Origin of the sequence: Fodinicola feengrottensis (assembly GCF_010993775.1) — a bacterium.
Classification (GTDB): Bacteria; Actinomycetota; Actinomycetes; order Mycobacteriales; family HKI-0501; genus Fodinicola; species Fodinicola feengrottensis.
The window spans coordinates 32,542-52,051 of record NZ_WOTO01000065.1 but is presented as its reverse complement, the minus strand read 5'-3'; the positions used below and the strand labels follow the sequence as shown (position 1 = coordinate 52,051).

At 61.1% G+C, this 19,510-nt stretch carries 17 protein-coding genes and 1 pseudogene; 4 read left to right on the top strand and 14 right to left on the bottom strand.

What is annotated here, in order from left to right; translation table 11 throughout:
- Nucleotides 1-76 precede the first annotated feature (76 nt).
- A complete protein-coding gene (locus GNX96_RS40615) occupies nt 77-913 on the top strand; it encodes an IS66 family transposase (RefSeq protein WP_279582799.1) in 837 nt (278 codons plus the stop codon).
- 115 nt (nt 914-1,028) lie between these two features.
- Here the strand turns inward: GNX96_RS40615 and GNX96_RS59020 are convergent, their stop codons facing one another.
- The 7 genes from GNX96_RS59020 to GNX96_RS40585 form a co-directional block, all read right to left on the bottom strand.
- Nucleotides 1,029-1,565 carry a hypothetical protein gene (locus tag GNX96_RS59020; RefSeq protein ID WP_279582798.1) on the bottom strand — a complete coding sequence of 179 codons (537 nt, stop codon included), beginning with the start codon at nt 1,563-1,565 and terminating at the stop codon, nt 1,029-1,031.
- A complete protein-coding gene (locus GNX96_RS40610) occupies nt 1,553-2,341 on the bottom strand; it encodes a polymorphic toxin-type HINT domain-containing protein (protein ID WP_163572938.1) in 789 nt (262 codons plus the stop codon). The genes GNX96_RS59020 and GNX96_RS40610 overlap by 13 nt, the downstream gene beginning before the upstream one ends.
- A gap of 1,935 nt (nt 2,342-4,276) precedes the next feature.
- On the bottom strand, nt 4,277-4,576 hold the full coding sequence (locus GNX96_RS66160) for a polymorphic toxin-type HINT domain-containing protein (RefSeq protein WP_390624277.1): 300 nt from the start codon (nt 4,574-4,576) through the stop codon (nt 4,277-4,279).
- Nucleotides 4,507-4,767 carry a hypothetical protein gene (locus GNX96_RS66155; RefSeq protein ID WP_390624276.1) on the bottom strand — a complete coding sequence of 87 codons (261 nt, stop codon included), beginning with the start codon at nt 4,765-4,767 and terminating at the stop codon, nt 4,507-4,509. The genes GNX96_RS66160 and GNX96_RS66155 overlap by 70 nt, the downstream gene beginning before the upstream one ends.
- Entirely contained in the window at nt 4,689-6,503 is a 1,815-nt protein-coding gene (locus GNX96_RS40595; protein ID WP_163572936.1) for an RHS repeat-associated core domain-containing protein, read from the bottom strand. Before GNX96_RS40595 ends, GNX96_RS66155 begins: the two co-directional genes overlap by 79 nt.
- A 61-nt stretch (nt 6,504-6,564) precedes the next feature.
- The gene (locus GNX96_RS40590; protein ID WP_279582797.1) at nt 6,565-8,475 is read right to left on the bottom strand and encodes an RHS repeat domain-containing protein; all 1,911 of its coding nucleotides are present in this window, start codon (nt 8,473-8,475) and stop codon (nt 6,565-6,567) included.
- Complete coding sequence (locus tag GNX96_RS40585; RefSeq protein WP_163572934.1) at nt 8,406-10,424, bottom strand: hypothetical protein; 2,019 nt, start codon at nt 10,422-10,424, stop codon at nt 8,406-8,408. Before GNX96_RS40585 ends, GNX96_RS40590 begins: the two co-directional genes overlap by 70 nt.
- A 255-nt stretch (nt 10,425-10,679) precedes the next feature.
- Between GNX96_RS40585 and GNX96_RS40580 the strand changes: the two genes are divergently transcribed.
- Nucleotides 10,680-10,907, top strand: coding sequence for a hypothetical protein (locus GNX96_RS40580; protein ID WP_279582796.1), 228 nt, complete (start codon nt 10,680-10,682; stop codon nt 10,905-10,907).
- 266 nt (nt 10,908-11,173) lie between these two features.
- Here GNX96_RS40580 and GNX96_RS40575 read toward each other — a convergent pair whose 3' ends face one another.
- Nucleotides 11,174-11,581: a LamG-like jellyroll fold domain-containing protein gene (locus GNX96_RS40575; RefSeq protein WP_279582803.1), complete on the bottom strand. Its 408-nt coding sequence runs from the start codon at nt 11,579-11,581 to the stop codon at nt 11,174-11,176.
- A 372-nt stretch (nt 11,582-11,953) separates the two neighbouring features.
- Here GNX96_RS40575 and GNX96_RS40570 point away from each other — a divergent pair, with 372 nt between their 5' ends.
- Nucleotides 11,954-12,148, top strand: coding sequence for a hypothetical protein (locus GNX96_RS40570; protein ID WP_163572902.1), 195 nt, complete (start codon nt 11,954-11,956; stop codon nt 12,146-12,148).
- Nucleotides 12,149-12,195: 47 nt separating this feature from the next.
- On the opposite strand, the pseudogene GNX96_RS66150 reads toward GNX96_RS40570, so the two are convergent.
- The 6 genes and pseudogenes from GNX96_RS66150 to GNX96_RS40550 form a co-directional block, all read right to left on the bottom strand.
- A pseudogene (locus tag GNX96_RS66150) lies at nt 12,196-12,375 on the bottom strand (hypothetical protein); the annotation flags it as partial.
- 67 nt (nt 12,376-12,442) lie between these two features.
- Nucleotides 12,443-12,925, bottom strand: coding sequence for a hypothetical protein (locus GNX96_RS59015; RefSeq protein WP_279582795.1), 483 nt, complete (start codon nt 12,923-12,925; stop codon nt 12,443-12,445).
- Between the two features lie 584 nt (nt 12,926-13,509).
- Nucleotides 13,510-14,693 (bottom strand): ISAzo13 family transposase gene (locus GNX96_RS40565; protein WP_163572932.1). Its coding sequence is split into 2 segments (ribosomal slippage): nt 13,510-14,561 and nt 14,561-14,693, totalling 1,185 coding nucleotides; the frame shifts between segments, so codons are not numbered across the junction.
- A gap of 53 nt (nt 14,694-14,746) precedes the next feature.
- Nucleotides 14,747-15,820, bottom strand: coding sequence for a hypothetical protein (locus GNX96_RS40560; RefSeq protein WP_163572931.1), 1,074 nt, complete (start codon nt 15,818-15,820; stop codon nt 14,747-14,749).
- A gap of 133 nt (nt 15,821-15,953) precedes the next feature.
- Nucleotides 15,954-16,253, bottom strand: coding sequence for a LamG domain-containing protein (locus GNX96_RS40555; RefSeq protein ID WP_163572930.1), 300 nt, complete (start codon nt 16,251-16,253; stop codon nt 15,954-15,956).
- A 252-nt stretch (nt 16,254-16,505) separates the two neighbouring features.
- The gene (locus GNX96_RS40550; RefSeq protein WP_279582794.1) at nt 16,506-17,423 is read right to left on the bottom strand and encodes a TrmB family transcriptional regulator; all 918 of its coding nucleotides are present in this window, start codon (nt 17,421-17,423) and stop codon (nt 16,506-16,508) included.
- A 155-nt stretch (nt 17,424-17,578) separates the two neighbouring features.
- Between GNX96_RS40550 and GNX96_RS40545 the strand changes: the two genes are divergently transcribed.
- A complete protein-coding gene (locus GNX96_RS40545; RefSeq protein WP_279582793.1) occupies nt 17,579-19,507 on the top strand; it encodes a putative Ig domain-containing protein in 1,929 nt (642 codons plus the stop codon).
- The last annotated feature ends 3 nt before the right edge of the window (nt 19,508-19,510 follow it).

Below are 19,510 nucleotides of genomic sequence, written 5' to 3'. Positions count from 1 at the left end.
GCGGGTTGCCGCCAGTTTCTGTCAAAGAAGCGCACCGCGACCGCGCTGTCGGACTTGTTCGGCACACCGGTCTCGGGTGGAACGGTCGCGACGATGGCGCAGCGGGGCGACCGGGCGTTTGGGTGGGTTCATCGAGATGGTGCGGGAGCGGATCGCCGCTGCTGCGGTCGCGCATTTCGACGAGACCGGATTTCGAGTCGCCAGCCGGCTGCGGTGGGTGCATTCGGCATCCACCGGGAAATACTCGCTGATCACCGTGCACGACAAGCGCGCGGTCGAAGCGATGAACGCCGCCGGTGTGCTGCCGACCTTTACCGGTGTCGCTGTCCATGACGCGTGGGCACCCTATGACACGTACATCGACGCCGTACATGCGCTGTGTGGAGCGCACGTGCTTCGGGAACTGCAAGCTATCTGTGAACAAGCCGAACCGGGCGCCTGGTGTTGGGCCGGTCAGGCAGCACAAGCTTTGCGGGACATCAAGACTCTCGTGGATTCGCAACTGGCTCGCACACCGGGGTCGCTCGCAGGGATGGACCCTGTCGCATTGGCCGAACTCGCGCACCGGTTCCGGTCCGCGGCGGTAATCGGTGCGAATGACACTCGGTCGCGTTCGACGACCCTGATGGCCAAGGCGCATGCCCTGGCCCGCCGGCTAATCGACAGGGAAGCCGATTACCTCCGTTTCACCACCGATCCGCAGGTGAACTTCGACAACAACGCCGCCGAGCGTGAAATCCGCATGACCAAAATCCGCCAGAAAGTCTCCGGCTGCCTACGCACACTATCTGGTGCGGAGCAATTCTGCGCGATCCGCAGCTACCTCGCGACCGCAGCAAAACACGGAGTACATTTCTTCGAGGCACTCACCCGACTCGCCGAAGGCAATCCCTGGACGCCGGAAATCACCTGACCAGTTACGACCAGAGTTGCCTATCTATCCAAATAGGAGCTTTTGACCTTTACTTTCGATCTTGACAGCCAATTTCTGACGAGCGCTGCGATAGCGTTCCGCAACCTCCGCATACTTATCTTCGGCGCTTTCTCGGAGCTGTTCGATCCGATCCGTCGACGCTGTTGAACTCATCCCTAAGTGGCACTTCTTGTTGATTTAGCGTGTAGCTACCCAAGTTTCCTAAGAAGGTCTCGATCTGCTCAAGTAGCGGCAGACTATTCTGTGCACCTTTTTCGCTTGCAACAATAAGAAGATCGCAGAATATTCGAACGAGCCAGAGCTGACGAAAAGGTTCGAATTCGGGAAGTGCAATTCGATTCTCTAGGCGCCAATCTGAGCGGGTCAAAAAGGATCCGTCAACCACAGCCTTCCCATCAGTCAGGGCAGGACATATCCAAACTTCTTCACCAGTATCGTGAGCATAGCGATTCCGTTCCGAATCCAATAGCGCAGACGTATCGACTGGAGAAGTCCAGTCAGAGAATACTTTTAGGTATGCTTCCAGCTCCGAGGTCCGAGTTGGACAATATAGCTCGTTGAGCGCCAACAGAACCGATTCCCTGACTTTGGAAGCTTCCGAATCCGGAAACCTCTTGACTAACTCTGCCATAGTCCACCTCCTCTAGCGAACTGCAACGCCTCTCGCCACGAGCCCGATGGCGATACAGATCCCGCCCAATCCTCAAGATTCAGAGGTCCCGGAAACCTTTCAGTCATAAAACGCTCTGCGCCAAGTGCTTCAGACCTCGTATCAAAGTTTTTGATGATTTGCATTCGCGCACCCAATTGTTTTAGACAACCGCAACTATAGCGGGTCGTAGGGTTTTTCGAGATACCCCACTTCAGCAGTTCCCCTGTGTCATGCTTCACCAGCGCGTAGAGGGACGTTTGCCCCGCCTCAGGCAAGGGTCCGTCAACCAGGCCACCGCAGTTATGCACAAGAACTGGACCTGAGGCTCCAGCCGCAACATTGTAAGTGTGCACCTCACTGACTGTTAGGTTGTACGTTACGGCACGAGCCGAGTAGTTCTGGACGCTTTCGACGGTGCTGGCCGCGCCGTCTGCTTGGTGGAGTTTATCACTGAGGGTGAGCCATGCTGCTTGTACAAATGCGTGTTGGGTGGCGTCCCGGTAGGGGTGGCCCTGGGGTGAGGTGATCCTCTGTACGTGACCGTAAGAGTCCTTGATCGTCACATCGGCGAAGTCGGTGTCGGTCAGGGTCTTGATCGTTGCAGTGACCGTCTGGACCGAGTTCTGCCCGGTCGACGGGTCGGCGGTCTGGACCTTGTCACCGACGTGGACCTGGGCGATCGGTAGCAGCGCACCGCCGGCCAGCAGCACCATCGTGGCAGCGACAAAGCTGTTCGGACACACCTCGTTCGCCACCGTGCGGCCAGCGGAGCCGGCGGCTCCATCACCAGCGTCATCAGTCGCCGCCCGAGCAGCCGCCCGCGAACCAGCACCAACAGCCGTACGCTCAGCACTCGTAGCGCGCCGCGAGCACCAGCCGCCGCGGCGCCATCGGCGATCTCACCCGCGGCCGCCTTCGCGCCAGCACTAGCAAACGCCGAACCCAGGCCCGCCGTCAGAGCACCAACCGCAGCACCCGTGGCCCGGCCATCGCCAAGCCACCCTGACAGCAATACCAGCGATCGCAGCCTTATGGTCGATTTCTGCGCCGCACACTAATTATCGGGCTCGACGCGGTAGAGACTCATCAGATGCGCGCAACTGCCTGACCATTTCCACTTGGCCTGTGAAAGGTCAGCGGTTCAGTCAGATCCGCCACGTTTGAGCTGTTTCGCCTTTCCCCAGACACACGCGCCTTGCTCGTTTGGTTCTTGCTAACTCCTCAACCACGGCAAGGACACTATCGCTGCTCGAGCGCCCGGCAACACGCAGCTGAAGCCAATCAGACCACTCGCTCATTTGGAGCGAAATCTCTCTAGCCCCCATTGCCCCGTCGACGACTTCACAAAGGACGCTCAGCTCGCTCGCACGACGTTCCGCAAAGCGTCTCTGATCTACCGGCAGCTGCATGATCCATTTTTCACGATCACGCTTTTCCACCCGTTCAATCATTCGCACGACAACCGCTGATGCGAGAGCCCATGTCCTCCTCTAACCCGACGGCCTTGAACAGCAATTCGCAACCACAATCAGACTCCATCGCCAGCAAATAGAGCTGCCAACGACTATGGTCTGATCCAAGTTCTCCCGCCTGTTCGCCCAGGAGTGAACTCATTTCACCAAGAAGCATATCGAGACCAACTCGCATAGCTAGCACCCATTCACACGGTAGCGCGCCATATTGTCCCCCATCTTACCGCGGATCGTCTTGATATTTTGGTCGACAGCCGACTGCTGTCTCGGAGACAACTCGGGATCACCCGCCAACGGCTTGCCGTTCTGGCCGATTCTAACCTCACCCGGCGACCCGTCACGTGGGCGTGGGCTGGCCCGTGGTCATTGAAGTAGATCTGAATTCTCACACCGTCCCGATACATCAACTTCTTCGACGCACTCACCCAACTCGTCGAAGGTCAGCCCTGGCTACCCGAAACCACCTGATCAGTTACATCCAGCCTTCGTTAGACGTGGCCCACTGGGTTGGCCCCGGCTCCCTCGCCGTCAGCGACGACTCCAAGCCTCTGGCAGGGTTCGGACGGAGCACGTACTTGGCCTGTCAAAGCCAGCGTCCCTGACGTTGTCAACGAAATCGAACGCCGACAATCTGGCCCACTCCGGGAGGGAGGGGGGGGGGGGGGGGGGGGGGGGGGGGGGGGGGAGGGAGGGAGGGAGGGAGGGGGAGGGAGGGCCTGACCAGTCTACTATCTATGCATGTGCGGACTCCCCAACCACTATTCACAATAAGCATCATATGCGCTCCCGGAAAGGTTCCGGAGTTCGAACTCACTCAGCGATCGCCGGCCGATCGCCAGAGATGCAAGGAGATGCCCAACACCGCGCAGCATCTCCAAACTCTCGCTCTTATCTGACCCGATCTCCAGAAGTAATTTCACGCAAAGATCGGGTTCTATTGCCGAAAGCCGCACAGCGACCGAGAGCCGTTCTTGGGGATTGTTCGCCATGTCGCGAATGTATTCTTCCGAGGATCTCGGATCAATATTCATCAACTATCATCTCCAAAGACAGCATTCAGAGCACCCGTAACATCGTCCGTGATAGATTCCGGCAAGTGAACAGTATAGTGATAGGGGTTGCTTCCAGTCTTCTCGACCTGGAAACCCGCATCCCTCAGTTCTCCAACTGTAGCCGAACGATACTCTCCACTCGCAGCTATCCGACCGGGAAGCTTGCTCATCGTCGAGATTCCGTGTGGAAAATCGTGCTGCACTGCTCTAGCCGCATCAGCTTGCAAACCATTAGTTGTCTCAGGTCCCTTCCCGAAGCGAAAAAAAGCGCCCTCGAGATGTCCGGACAATTGTGTACGAGAATTGAGCTCGAACTGCTCGCTACATAATAGGTATGCGTGTCACCGATGGTCAAATTGTAGGTCGGTGCGCGGCCCGTTGAGTTGCTGATCTTCTCTACGGTGCTGGTTGCGCCGTCTGGTTGGAGCAGTTTGTCACCGGGCGCCAGCCATGCTGCCTGTACAATGCGTGTCGGGTGGCGTCCCAGTAGGGGTGGCCTTGGGTTGAGGTGATGGTCTGTACGTGACCGTGGGAGTCCTTGATCGTCACATCGGCGAAGTCAGTGTCGGTCAGGGTCTTCATCGTTGCAGTGACCGTCTGGACCGAGTTTTGGCCGGTCGACGGGTCGGTGGTCTGGACCTTGTCACCGACGTGGATCTGGGCGATCGGTACGAGCGCACCGCCGGCCAGCAGTACCATCGTCGCAGCGACAAAAAGCTGTTCGGACACGCCTCTTTCGCCACCGTGCGGCCAGCGGAGCTGACGGCTCCATCACCAGCGTCATCGGTGGCCGCCCGGGCAGCCGCCCGCGAACCAGCACCAACAGCCGTACGCTCAGCACTCGTAGCGGCGCCGCGGGCGCCAGCGGTGGCGGCCCGAGCGCCGGCAGCCGCGGCGCCGTCTGCTATCTCACCCGCGGCCGCCTTCGCGCCGGCTCCGGCGAACGCCGAACCGAGAGGCCCGCGGGTCAGGGCCCCGACAGCGGCACCGGTGGCACCGGCCATCGCCAGACCACCCCAAGAGAACGAACCCTTACCCTCGACCTTGGTCTCAATCGCGTACTGAGTCATCGACCCAGCAGCACCAGCCAACGCCGCACAACCAATCGAGCCAGCACCCGCAGTAGCCGCCTCACACGCCAAACCAACAGCAACACCAACCGCGATACCAGCAATCACAGCCTTGTGATCATCGATCCAGTTCGCCGAACCGTTCCAAGCGTCACTGGCCTTATGACCAAGCCACCCCAACCAACCACCATCATCACCATGGTTGCTACCCGAGGCATTCGTCGTCGGCGGCCGACCACCACCACCGCCGCCACCGCCACCGCCACCGGAAGGGCCAGCAGGCGGACCGATCTGCCGACAGTACTGCTCACAACCACCGCTGGCTTCCTCAGTCATGTTGCCCGACGGGTCACTACTGGTCACCGGCGACGACTGCGCGTACGAATATCCCTGCAACTGCTGCGGATCACCAATACTCACCACAGAATCAGCAGAAATAAACGCACCCAAAGTCGAGTCATAATCCCTGGCGCCGACCTGCTCCAACCCAGACGACTGAACCGTGCCACCAACAAAACCGTGCTGATTCACCCACGACTGCTTCGTGCCACGAGTCTCACCAAAAGGCGTCTGCCGACGCTCGGACACCGTCTGCGCAGCATCAGTACCAACAGTCGTGTTCGTCGTGCCCTGCCAGTCCGGCATCAACCACGTCACACCCGCAGCCGTACGCTGCGCCAACGTCGCACTACCGCCATCGGTGTAGAACCGCGTCCCACTGACGGTCTTCGACGTCGCATTCAGCCGCAACTCCTCGCCCGGCAAATACAACGTCGTCCCCGACGGCTCACGACTAATCAACGGCGTGCCATCGGTGCTATAGACGTACGAACTCGTCAGACCTGAATCAGTCTCGGACGCCAACTTGCCCTCGGCATCCCACGACAACTGCTGACCACCAGGCCGCGTCAACATCGACCCATCAGGGTCGTACGTGTAACCGTTCGTCGTCGACCCATCAGCATCCACCACAGTCGCCGACGCGACCGCGTGTGGCTGCACACCACTGGTGGGGTAGTGATAAGTCGTCGTCGAGTCGCCGCCGGTGCCAGCCTCACCAGTCAATTTGCGCAATGCCGGCGAACTGGTCACGTCATGGTCGGTCTTGGTCAGCCGGTTGCCGGATGTGTCATATGCGAACGACTGCCAATACGGCGACACACCACCAACCGTCGAAGCTGACGGCGAATCAGAGCAAGCCCCAGCCGACGGTGTCCATGCCTGCGTCATCCGCTGCACATAGTCGTACGAGAAACACTGCGTGTCAGCTGTCGGCGCACCCACATCGCCGTCTTTCGTCGGCGTCTCAGCGATCTTCGTCATATTGCCCGCAAGGTCATACGAATAGCGGGTGTCGGAAATTGTCTGGCTCGGCGAACCCGTCTCACGAGAACAGGGTGTCGACAATCCGGTGCGTGCCCACGTCGTATGTCAGGCCGATCTGGGTCACCGGCTTCGTGTCACCAGTCGCCATCGTATAAACCGACGGCTCACCGAAATCCGAATATTGCGTACCAGCTACATAACTGACCTGGTCGCTCTTCAGAGTTGTCGGCTCACCCAAGTCGTCATACCCATATGTCAAACTCTCCGCCGGCAAACCACCGGCCGCCGGCTCGGTATTTCCACCGAGCTTGCCGTCGATCGTGTACGACGAGCCGAAGGTGTATGTGCCCGCCAGCGCGCCAAGTGTCGTGTCACTCGACGGAATCGAAATCGCCGTTCCGGTCGGCCGATAGCCATCGTCATAACCGGTCACAGCCGTCTTGTACGCATTCCCGCCGGAATACCGCGTCGTACCGGTCGGCTGGCCCTTCATCAAGGTGTCGTAGGTCCAGTCAGCCAGCTTCGTTCCCGAGGTGCTGCCGTCGAACTCCGCCGACTTACGACGACCGATCTGGTCGTACGTGAAAGCCAAGGTGTGCTTTCTGGCATCAGTTGTCGTCAGCACATCACCAGCGGTGTTGTACGTCGTGGTGCTGGTGCCGCGGTCGGGATCCTGCAGGCTGATCTGCTGCCCGAGGAAGTTATAACCAAAGGTCCGAACGGTGTTGTCCGGCGCGGTCACCGTCAGCGGCTGGTTGCGAGTGTTGTACGTGTATTTCGTCGAATCGTAGGCACCGGTCGGCGTCGGGCCATGGAATTGGCGCAGTTCCGTGGTGCGGTCGTAGATATCGGTATACGTCGACGTTGGCGTGCCACCGGCAGGCGGCGTGACATCAGTGTGGTCTCCGCCGTAGGCGGTCGCCGTTCGCCACAGCTCCTTACCGAGGGAGCTGACCGCACTCACCGTCGGTCGTCCCGCGCCATCGTACGATGTAGCCGTTTGGTTCGGGATCAGGTTGTTGTCGGTGTAAGTCGCGAGATCTGGGCCGGCTGCCCCGGTCGCGGGATAGACGGCATTCTCCTTCACGACCCGACCAGCGGTGTCATAGAAGGTGTCGCTGATGAGCCGACCATATTTGGTGCCGGCCGCGGTGGCCTGGGTCTGCCGAGGCCTGAGCAACCCGTCGTAGATCGAATAGGTCGCGATCCGGCCACCGTTGGAATTAAGAGTGCTGGTCGTCACCGTGTTCACACCGCTGGTACGCACTGTGTACGAATAGAGGGTGTTCGCCGCCTCGGCACTCTTGTCCTGGCCTGGCAGCCAAACAGCGGTCAGCCGTCCCAAACCGTCGTAGGCCAGGTCCGTACGCTTGTTGTTCGGGTCGACCTGGTCAACCATCGAACCCGTTGCCGGGTCATAGTCGACGGTGGTTTTCCAACCCAGAGGGCCGGTCGACACAGTCGTCGTCAACGGTCCACCGGACGCCGGCGTGTACGTGGTCTGCGAGTGATTTCCCCGAATATCCCACGAGTCGCTGACACGACCGTAGAGGTCATACGCGGACTTCGACGCCGTTAGGTATGTGGGAGTGCCGTTGTTCCAATCGGAGAGGCTTTCGACCAACGTCGTGTCACCCTTGGTGGGCGCGACACCCCAGACCTGGCCGTCGAAAGACGTGCGTCCATCGCCCAAAACCTGGTCCGCGGTCGTCGCCGTCTGACCGCAAGGCAACGCGGTGGTCTGCATTCGGGAGACGTAAGACATCAGCCACGCAGTGGTATTGCGCGCGTACGTGGTGACCGCGCATTTTTCGTCACCGGTCTTGGCTTCGTCACCGGTGTCGTTGACCTGTGTCTGCATCCCGTAGGCGTCGTACGTATTGGTGACCGTATTGCGCATCAGGCCGCGGCCACCGTCAAGATCCGTACGCTTGTGGATGCTGCCAGGGGCCACGTATCGCGAGACCACCGTGTCGCCGTTGATCGTGCGTGACCCCGTCGGCGCGGACGCCCACGGGTCCGTGATGGTTCCGGAGACCTCGGCGGTGCCGTTCTTGGAGATCGTCTCGTCTCACGGGCCATACCCGAGAAAGGATCGCTGTCCGGCCAGGTGCCGCCCTGTGAGTCAGTGAGTTGGACGTTCTTGCTACCGCTCGACGTTTTGTCGCTGTTCATACCACGGAAGTAGAGCGTTTCTCCCGTTGTCGCGTCGGCACCTGTGCCTTCAGTGACCTTGACCCGGCCATAACCTCGCCAAACCGACCAGGTTTTGTCCTGTGTAGTGATAACGCCGTTGTCGTCTGTGTAGTGCCAGGCGCCGCCGCCGTCATATTCGTAGCTAGTCACCTTGTCCGGTGAGGCCCCGACCTGGTCTGTCTCGGTTACCTGACTGACGACATATTTGTGGAACCAGTCGGTAATCGGGTCCGTGTAACCATCAGGTGTCCACCGCACCGGATAGCAGCGCATCGTGTTCGAATCGGCGGACGACGGCATGTGAGTTCCGGCAACACACTCCGCAGGTGCGTACGCGACGCCGATCTTGCCGCCAGTTTCCGTGCTGATGCTCGAAATCCGCCACCAGTTCATGGCTGGCCGCTGATCGGTGGGTGTGTCAACGCGGTTGCTCATCTGCACACCGTCGAATGTGACGTCCGGCAACGTCGTCGCAGGCTGCCCTGCCGGTACATCCAGACCGACGTGGCTAATCCCGGCTAACCACAGCCCGGCCCGGGTCGAGTCACCAGGATCTCGATAGGACTGGTTGAGGGTCCATCGTTCCACGTTCCTCAGGGCTGTCCCACTAAGAACCTGTGTGGTGATGGTTGAGAGGCGTTTCTGTGTGAAGAAAGTAGGACCAGTCTGGGTGCAGCTAGTTGTCGACGTACAGGACTGGTCCCAGGGCACGTCGGGCCAACTGGTCGGAGTCTTGGCGCTGCAGTCCTTTCCGGCCACACAACGGTCCGCGTTGGCGAAAGTAACCTGCATCGGCGGTACGCCGAGGTTGCTGCCCGGCCCGGAGGTAATGCCCTCGCGGGTGCCATAGTGAATCTCATCAAGAGTCCCACCCCGGACGTACTGGGAGACGGCAGTGGAAGTCAGGTCACGGCCGTAGTTGTTGAGTTCCTTTGTGTACCAGTACGACATCGAGTTTCCGTGTGGATCCACGACGTAGTCCAAGTTCCATCGCCATGCCTGGTCGCAGTACGAGGCATCGAAAGTCGGCTTGTTGCACGGCTCGCCCGCGTCGTTGCCGAAGACCGGGGCGGTCCATACCGAATTGGTTTGCCGCGCGCCGCTTGTCCAGCCTGGAATGCGGTTCCGGCCAAACCAGTACTGCGTGCCGTTGGGCGTGGTGACCTTCCAGTATTCGCCATCGTTGTCGCCGTTGCCGAGTGAAGTGTCGGTGAGGTGCTGAATGCGCGAGCCGTCGTCCTGCCTCGGATGCCAGGCATCACCACTGTCCGCCTTGATCAGCTCGACCGTTTTGCCGTTCAAGGTCATGGTGGCGTTGTCGGTCACCCAGCACTCGTCACCAGTTTTGGTCTTGTTGTTCGAAGTGGTCCGCATGTCCTCCCCACACGAGCGGTAGCTCCGCTCGATGTAGCCGGACCACATGTCGAAACCCTCACCCACCCACGAGGGCTGGTTGTTTGTCGCCGCGGTCCGCCCGTCCACACTTTGCGCGGAGTACGAAAGACTCAAACTCGGGGTCGGACCGCCGAGGCTCGGCGGCGTACGCAGCGGGTACGACCACGTGAAATCACCAGACGGTCCGCCGCCCTCCCAGCTGCCAGACGGCGAAAGCGAAGTAGCACTGAAGGAGCCCGAGCCACCGCTGGCACCAGCGGCGAGCGCGTACAGGGCACCAGTCGGCGCAGCGGCCCCCGTGGCTGTGGACGGCTGGCCAGCGGCCACGACAGTGGCTCGTACCCATCCGCTGGTCAGGTTTGTCGACGGAACCGGGGTGCCAGCGCACGTGCCGCTGCCGGGCGTTGTCAGCGCACAGTCGGGCAGCTTGAGCAGCCGTAGCCTGTTCCCGAAATCCGCCCCATAGGCGTTGCGGAATGAGAGTAGTTGACGCTGAAGTCGATGTTCCCAGGGCTGGTGCCACCGTCGGCTCGCACCACCCGCAGCAATACTGCCGGGGTGTTCGCAAGGGCTGTGCCAGCAGTGTTGACGACCTCTACGCTCACTTTGGTCGCAGCCGCGACCTTCGCCGACGCCGCGCCAGTGGCTGGGACGGCGTTGACCGAAACCGGCAGGGATCCGACCGACCCGGTCGCCGTGCCGCTGGCGGCTGGCGCCTTTACGGAGGTGCCGCTCGCCGGCGCGCCGACACTCATCGTCGCTATGGCAGGCGATGGCCACGCGGAAGTCTTGGGTGTCTTCAAGTCGTGAACCGCACCCGGATCAGGCTTCTGCGCGACGGGAGGGGCGTTTTCCGTCGGAACCTGGTTGTACTGCCGCGGTTTCAGTGGCTGGTAGCCGTCAGCGGCGGCCGCCGACTCAGTGCCGGTGAGCATCGCGGCGACGACTGCGGCAGCAACAGTTCCCGCGGTCACAGCCCGAAGAATTCCAGCTTTACGCCGAGTGAATACGGACATCAGATCCTCCGAAGAAGGCTGCGGTACGGGACAGAGACCGGCATCTGTGCGTCGACCGGCCTACGCATTAGGGCTCACTGAGAAGTCGTTGATCTGCCGCCCGGAAAGTACGCCGCTGTACACTTCGACGGTGTCAACAGCGCCATGCACATAGTCTCCGAGAACGCCACCATTCTTCCCGCGACCAATCGCCAATGACCCGGTGGCATTCCAGTTGGACGACATTGCGAGGGTCCCGGCCAACGTCCCGTCCACATAAATACGGATCTGCCGCGCGACCGTGTCATATACGCCAACCAGGGCCGTCCACCTGCCGACGATGGGATTGACGTCCGAGGACACGTACTGAACCGGCGAGGTGTCGGTGTCGTTGGTTCGGAAGGAGAACGCCCATTTCTTGCTGTCCGTTCGATACTGAAGATAGAAGTTACTGTTCCGGACCCCGTCCTGGCTGACGAAAGTTCCCAGGATGAGGTGGCATCCAGCCGTACCCAGGCGGCGACCGAGAAGCTTTGGTCAGTGTGAATCACTGGCCCGCTCGTCTGGGCATATCCCGAAGTCCCATTCAGGGCCATCGCGGTCGCGAAGGAATCCCTGTCTGGTATCCACGACGCACCCGGCGACAGGGTCACGTCGTGGCCGCGCCCGCTGGCATCCGTGCTGGTGGTGCCAGTGTTCTCATCGAAATTCCAGCGACCCAACTGCGAATCGCTGTCCACCATCGCCACCAATTCGTCCGCGAGGACAATGCGATCCCAGATACGAACATCATCGATGTCCCCGGCGAAGAACTCGGCGGGTTGCCCCGCGAGCTGAGATCGACCAATCAGAAGTGGCCCCATGGCGTTCCAGGAGTTCGCCACCGTGACCGGTGGCCCTGAGGTCCCGTTCACATACATCCGAGCCTCGTTCTTGACCGAGTCGTACGTGCCGGCCAGATGCACCCAGGTTCCGGCCACCGGCGCGACACCCGAGTCGGCGACCACCACGTCGGCGGCATCGGAGTCTGTCGCCGTCATCGCGAAAACCCAATGATTGATACCGGTTCGATATTGGAGGGAGAATGCGGTTCCGCTGTTCCCGGCTTGGCTGAGGACGGTTTCATTCGCCGTCGGAACCGCTGGCACCTTCACCCACGCAGCCACGGTGAAGGTCGCATTGGTCGTCAACGCCGGACCGCTGCTGGTCCCGTACCCGCTGGTTCCATCGAATTGCAGCGCTTTGTCGGCCGAGTCGGAGGTGCGGCCGCTTACCCACGACACGCCGTTCACTACGTTCGCGCCATGGTTGTTCCCCGACGAATCGGCGACCGTCGTGCCGGTGCCCTCATCAGCGGGGTAACTGATCGTCGGGTCGGTGGCAGATTTGGTGTAGAACCGGTAAAGCAGCGGGTCTGAGACGTTGCCTGCTCGATCTTCCGATCGTACGCACAGAGTCGCCTGTCCTCGAGTTGGTCGGGGTGATCGCGACCGTCGCAGAGCTACCAGGTGTCCCGACCTTTACCTCTGTGGCGCTGGTGGGAGCGCAGCTGGTAAGGCTGTATCGATATCCGACGATGTCGTTGACACCGTGGTCGGACACCCCATTGGAACCGAAGATGAACCGTCCCGTACGACCCACTCCGCCGTGGGAAGAATCGTCGTTCGGGTAATCAGTTGAGGAAACCGTCGGAATTTTGTCCGGCAGCGTGGTGTCGACGGTGAACTCACAGACCTTCGACCAGGGACCGGTGTCGATCCCGTCGTTGGTTCGGGCCTGGAAGTAGTAGCTCTGGCCATCGGCGAGTTGGCTGGCCGGAACCGCGCCGGTCAACCTGGTCCCACTTCGCATGCTTGACTGGCTGATCGAGCCGATGAACGAGCTCGATCCAAGCGCACCGTAGTAGATTCCGGCGGAAAGCAGCTGACCCCCGTCATCGTCAGAGACCGCGGCCGACAGCGTTGGAGTGGAGTGGTCTCGCCCACGAACGGACGGCTGTCACCGCTCGCGCATCCCTTCCCGACAGCATCCAAATCGGTCGGTGCGTTGGGAACCGTGTTGTAGGTGACGTTCAGCCGCGCGGACGTAGGGTCAAAGGTCTTCCATTGGTCGTGAGTGCTTTCATTAGGAGCTTTCATGCCGAACGTAATGACCTTGTTCTGATTCGCGTACGACTGCACCTGGCTGACTAGTTGGCCTCCACCGAACTCGACAAACTTGTGTGCGTCATCGCAGGAAACACTGCTAGCCGAAGAGATCGCCGAGCCTGTCCACGAACCCGAGTGGTTGCGCCAGGTCGTCGAGGCGTCGAATGGCGCGACTACGCGCAGCTCATCGTATGAGGCCGTACAGGAATAAGAATGCGTGATGTAGACGGAGAACGTGACGCCGGTAAGGGGCTGGAATCATATAAGATTTCAAACAGTTGATTTGATTGTGTAGTTCCACTCGCCGTGGAATTCGTGCCTGGCTAGCGGGATTGATTCCTTTTGTTGTGTGGTGAGTTTGATTTTGGTGGGATAGAGGTTGGTGTCGATTTCGCAGCGGACGGTGAGTCCGGTGGTGGTTGTGGTGTTGGCGATGAGGTTGACGACGGTTTGGAAGGTTTCCAGGGGGCGGCCTCGCCAGTTGAGGCTGATGCGGGAGAAGAGACGGTGTTCGATCTTGTTCCATTTGCTGGTGCCGGGTGGATAATGGCAGACCTTGATCTCAAGGCCGGTTGCTTTGGCGAGTCGAGCTAGTTCGTACTTCCACAACCAGGGACGGGAACCGTTGGATCCGCCTCCGTCAGCGGTGACGAGAAGGCGTGTGGCGTTCGGATACTTCTTGTGTCCCATTTCTCGCCACCAGGCTTCGATGGTAGCGACCGCGAACACGGACGTGTCGTGGTTGACTCCGACCGATACCCATGCACTGTCGTCCGCGATGTCGTACACGCCATACGGGATGGCTTTGCCGTTCGCGTTGGGAAAGTCATAGGTCGAGACCTTGACCGGATTGCCACTTTCCCGCCATTCCCGCCCGGCCTGCGTGAACCTCCCGACCAGCTCCTTCTTCTTCGTGTCCACGCTGATCACTGGATCGCCAGTGGTCAGGAAATCTTCGGCGAGTCCGTTGATGTAACGGAACTGGGCGTCACGATCAGGATGCTGTTCACCCTCCAGGGTTTTCCGGGTTCCTTGCAGGCTGTAGCCCATCCCGCGGAGAATATTCCGCACGAGCGTATGACTAGCCGCATAGCCTTGCTCGGTTGCCTCCTTGGCGAGATTGCGAGTTGACTTCGTAGTCCACCGCAACGGGGACTCCGGATCACCTCGCGTTCCAGGCTCAATCAAGGAATCCAAGCAATCCATCAAATCCGGGTCGGCGTCCTCGGCCTTCTTGCGACCCCCGCCAGGAATCCGCACACGACCCCGCGGGACACCATCACCCGCGGCATCCAACTCCCGCACACCCCCGACGAATCGTCGGCATGGACACCGGTCGCGCGAAACACAGCGGAAATCCCACCATACCCCCACGAACAAGCCTCCGTCGCCAACGCCAACCGCCGCTGACGTTCATCCAAAGCCGGCAGCAAACCGGCCAGACGCTCCGCCATCGCAGCAAATTCAACAGATCGATCCTTGGGCACCCCGACATAATACCAAATAATCAGCCAACTTGAAATGTTATTTCATTCCAATTCCTAACGTGCTTTCCAGCGAACGCTGAGGTCCCGTAGCGCCACATCGACCGGTAGAGCTCGTTTCCATCACCAGGCTGTTCGATAAATCCGACTTTCGCACCCTCGTTCCGGTCGTAGGAAAGGTACGACTGATCGAGATGGTTGGCGTTGATCATCGACCAACCACCGACCACCGAGACAGACGGATCAATGTACACAGGAAAAACAGAGTCCGATCCGGTCAACAGCGTTTGACTCGGCGTGACCTCAACCGCGTTCGAGCTGACCGCCATTGGCATCGCCGCTTTCAGCGAGTCCGCCGGCGGGGCATCAGCCGGGCTAGCATTCTGCCTGGTCATTCCCGGCACTCTGGCCGAGGCGCTGGCGCCGACGGAGTCCCACATCATCGGGGTCCCGGAGCCAAAGATCTCAGCGCCGCTGCCGTCGACCGCGGAGAAGGAATTCCCGTCGCCGTGAATGGTTACGCCGCCGACCGCAGTCGTGAACCTGACCTTCGCCAGCGCTGGGTTCGATGCCGCCTGACGGGTCTTAACCACGAGGACTTCGGAGAAACCGTCAGCCCCGAGCGAAGCTCGCAGGTCCACGTCAGGCAGGACATTCGGATAGGTTGCCGTGGCGCCGGACAGGACCGGCTGCGGAAGTGATCCATTCGGCCAGCTCAATGACAACGTCTTCGTTCCCTGAGCCAGCTTGACCAGCGCACCAGTGCCCCCTCCCGACAGCACCGCGCCGTACGGGGAAGCCGCTGGCACGACGGAACCGTTGGCGGCCGTCGTCAGCGTGAAGTCCAGGTCGCCCCAACTACCGTCCGCATGACGAGCACGTACGGGAGCCGCAGCCACCTGATCGGTGAGAGTTCCATCCGGGTTGGCGAAGGTCTGCGAAGTCGCGGTTGTCAGATCCGGAATCTCCACGGGCTGGCCGGTTTGCGCGGCCTTGGCGGCCGCCCGCGCTTTGCTTGTCGTAGGCGCCGGCGGCTGCGGCGCCGCCTGGGCCGTTTCAGCGCCAACGACCTGAAGTGCTGCACCAACCAACAGCAAGCTAACGAACAGGCTGAGTCGTCTTCGGTTACTTCGATGTTGCGGAGCGCGATTTCGGTGGACAGCGGAAAGCCGAGCAGTCGTCATCATTTCCCCGTTCGTTCAAAACCGTGTGCGACGCAAGCCGAGAGACTCAGGCCGCGAGGTTGCCGATCTCTTCGTCGCTGAGCACGCCACCAAAGGCGTAAACGCTGTCTATTGCTCCGTGGAAATAGTCACTGCCACGACCGGCTGTCTTGCCACCCGCGATCGCCCAAGTGGTCGACGGAAAGCGGAACAACGACCGACAGAGGTCGGCGCGGTCCGGGCTGACACCGACCTTCGCGCCGCCGTCGCGGCCGGTCGTCGCGTACGACTGATCCGGATGACGTTGGTTGATCATCGTCGAGACGATGGCCGCTTTGGGCATGGTGCTAGAAATGCGGTTGGTCATGTTCCCCGTTCCCCGTTCTGACCCCCACCAGCAGAGCGACGGTAACAGGTTGTTTTGAGAAAGACACCCCCCGTGCGATTATCGGCCCGGAATGTCCACGTATTCGCCCAAAGAAAGCAGGGATCTTTCGCCTAATCGGGGCACGACAACCAAGAACGCGCGAGTAAAAAATTACATGCAGAAGCTAGATCCAGCGATTACGTACGGCATAAAGGGCCAACTGGAATCGATTCGCCGCGCCGGTACGGGACATCAGTCCCTCCAGATAGCGGAACAGCGTTCGCCTGCTGACGCCGAGGCTGCGAGCAGCCTGTTCTCGCCCATGCCAGCGGCGAGCAGGCCAAGCAGGCGGCGTTCGCTGGGCTGTAAGTACGGGCCGTTGGGTTCTCCTCGGAGGTCCAGGGGCAGCGCGGATCGCCAGCAGATCTCGAAAAGTCCGATGAGGGCGGACAGCAGACTGGATGGACGGATGAGCAGAGCCAGACGTCCGACATCGGCCTCTGGTTGGGAAAGGGCAACTACAGCACATTCGTCGTCGACGATCAAGAGTTTTGCCGGAAGTTCGGGAAGAGTGCGGGACTCCTCGCCGGCTTTGATGCAGGGACTGACATTTTCCGCGAGGTACGCCGACTCGACGAGCGCGGCTTTGGCATAGACCGCTCGATAGCGTACGCCCCGACCGAGGTTTTCCAGCTCGACGTCGTTGGCGTTCGAAACGGCGTAGTATGGCGGGGAGTCCAGGGCGCGGATCTCGGCACGGGCGCTTTTCTCCAGCTGGTGAATGCGATTGCGTACGGCCGGCGCCTCGATGATGACCTCGACCAGCTGGTCCGCACTGTCGCGCACCACCTCGCGGTGGAACTCGTCGTACGCGTTGACGGCGGCGATCCGGGCGCGGGCCAGCTCGGCTTCGCGGGAACGGATGAGCAGATCGAGGGCGGGCCCGGGGCGTACCGGAACAACGACCGCGGGATCATTCCCGACAAGACCTACTAATCCGCCTTCATTAAGAGAAGTAAAGGCCTTTTGTACGGCTTCTGCCGTATATCCGGTTAGTTGCGCGATTTGCTGGACGGCGGCGGTACCGATCAGCAGCAGATGCCCATAGATCTCCACCTCGGCGTCGGGCAGGCCGAGGGTCGCGAGATAGCGGGTTTGATCGGGAATCATCGACAACTCCAGGTACGCGCAGAGATGACACTTTAGTGCCAGTGACACTTCCGCGACACCGTTTTGCCAGGCCTGCTTGTACATATGTGTCACCCGTCGCGACATTCCGGCCGGTTTTAAGGCGGCGTTAAGGTCCATCCCCCAGGACAGGCATCGTGCGTATCCTCAAGCGTGCTTTACCAGTTCTTTACGGAGCTGCGTTGGTAGTGACCTGCCTCGCAGCACCCGCACAAGCCGCTACGCCCACCGCGACCCCGTACTCCGCCAATGCCGTCTATTCCTGCAACCAGGCCACAAAAGCAGGCCAGAACACCTGCTTCGCGATCAAGCGTACGGACATCAAACAGCCGCAGGTCAACTCTCCACAGGTGTCCGGCTACGGCCCCACGCAACTGACGTCCGCTTACAAAATCACCGGCGGCAGCACCGCGACGGTCGGCATCATCGACGCGTACGACGACCCGAACGCCGAGTCGGACCTCGCGGCCTACCGGTCGAACTTCGGCCTGCCGGCCTGCACCACCGCGAACGGTTGTTTCAAGAAGGTCAACCAAAGCGGCCAGGCCAGCCCACTGCCGACCGGTGACACGGGTTGGGCCGGCGAAATCTCGCTGGACGTGGACATGGTGTCGGCGATCTGCCCGACCTGCCACATCCTGCTGGTGGAGGCGACCGACCCGTCGGACAACCTCTACACCGCGGTGGACACCGCCCGGACAATGGGCGCGAAATTCATCTCGATGAGCTGGGGCGGCGGGGATGACAGCACCGCACCGTCGTACGACTCGCAGTATTTCAACCACCCGGGCGTCGTCTACACCGCTTCCAGTGGTGACAGCGGCTACGGCGCGATCTACCCGTCGACCTCGCAGTACGTGACCTCGGTCGGTGGCACCTCGCTGAACACCTCCAGCAACACCCGCGGCTGGACCGAGTCGGCGTGGAACGGCGCGGGCAGCGGCTGCGCGGCCAGCGTCACCAAGCCGTCCTTCCAGAGCGGCATCTCGGCCTGCACCACGCGGGCGGACACCGACGTTTCCGCGGTGGCTGACCCGAACACCGGTCTCGCTGTTTACCAGACGTACGGCGGAAGTGGCTGGGCCGTCTACGGCGGAACCAGCGCGTCCTCGCCGATCATCGCGTCGGTTTACGCGCAGGCCGGCACCCCCGGCGCTTCGGACCGTCCGAACTCCTACCCGTACGCCCACACCGCGAACCTGTTCGATGTCACCTCCGGTTCCAACGGTTCCTGCTCGCCTTCGGTGCTCTGCACCGCCGGCGCTGGCTGGGACGGTCCGACCGGTCTTGGTACGCCGAACGGCACCGCGGCATTCGCCGCCGGCGGCGGCACCAACCCCGGACTTTCGGTTAACAACCCGGGAAACCAGACCAGCACCGTCGGTACGGCCGCCAGCCTGCAGCTGTCGGCAACCGGTGGCACCGCGCCGTACACCTGGACCGCGACCGGCCTGCCGACCGGCCTTTCGGTCAGCTCTTCCGGCGCGGTTTCCGGTACGCCCAGCGCCGCCGGCACGTCTAACGTGACGGTCACAGCGAAAGACGCCACCAACGCCACCGCCACCGCATCGTTCACCTGGGCGGTCAACCCCACCGGTGGCGGCGGATGTTCCAGCCCTGGCCAGAAACTCGGCAACCCGGGCTTCGAGACAGGTACGGCCGCCCCATGGACGGCTACCGCAGGCGTCATCTCCGCCGCTGGCAGTGAACCGTCGCACAGCGGCGGCTACCTGGCGTGGTTGGACGGTTATGGCAGCACTCACACCGACTCGGTGACGCAGTCGGTGGCCATTCCGGCCGGGTGTCACGCCTCGCTGACTTTCTACCTTCACATTGACACCGCCGAAACCACCACCTCGACGGCGTACGACAAGCTCACCGTCAAGGCGGGCTCGACCACGCTGGCGACCTACTCGAACCTGAACAAGGCCGCCGGTTACTCGCAGAAGTCCTTCGATGTCTCGGCGCTGGCCGGTCAGACCGTGACCATCAGCTTCTCCGGCACCGAGGACGGCAGCCTGCAGACCTCGTTCACGCTCGACGACACGGCACTCACCACGAGCTGACCT

Bases quoted from the DNA above. Each gene is read 5' to 3' on its own strand.
- GNX96_RS59020 (WP_279582798.1), bottom strand. From the start codon at position 1,565: ATGGCAGAGTTAGTCAAGAGGTTTCCGGATTCGGAAGCTTCCAAAGTC.
- GNX96_RS40595 (WP_163572936.1), bottom strand. From the start codon at position 6,503: ATGACGAAGATCGCTGAGACGCCGACGAAAGACGGCGATGTGGGTGCG.
- GNX96_RS40570 (WP_163572902.1), top strand. From the start codon at position 11,954: ATGGCGTTCCAGGAGTTCGCCACCGTGACCGGTGGCCCTGAGGTCCCG.
- GNX96_RS40555 (WP_163572930.1), bottom strand. From the start codon at position 16,253: ATGACCAACCGCATTTCTAGCACCATGCCCAAAGCGGCCATCGTCTCG.
- GNX96_RS40550 (WP_279582794.1), bottom strand. From the start codon at position 17,423: ATGATTCCCGATCAAACCCGCTATCTCGCGACCCTCGGCCTGCCCGAC.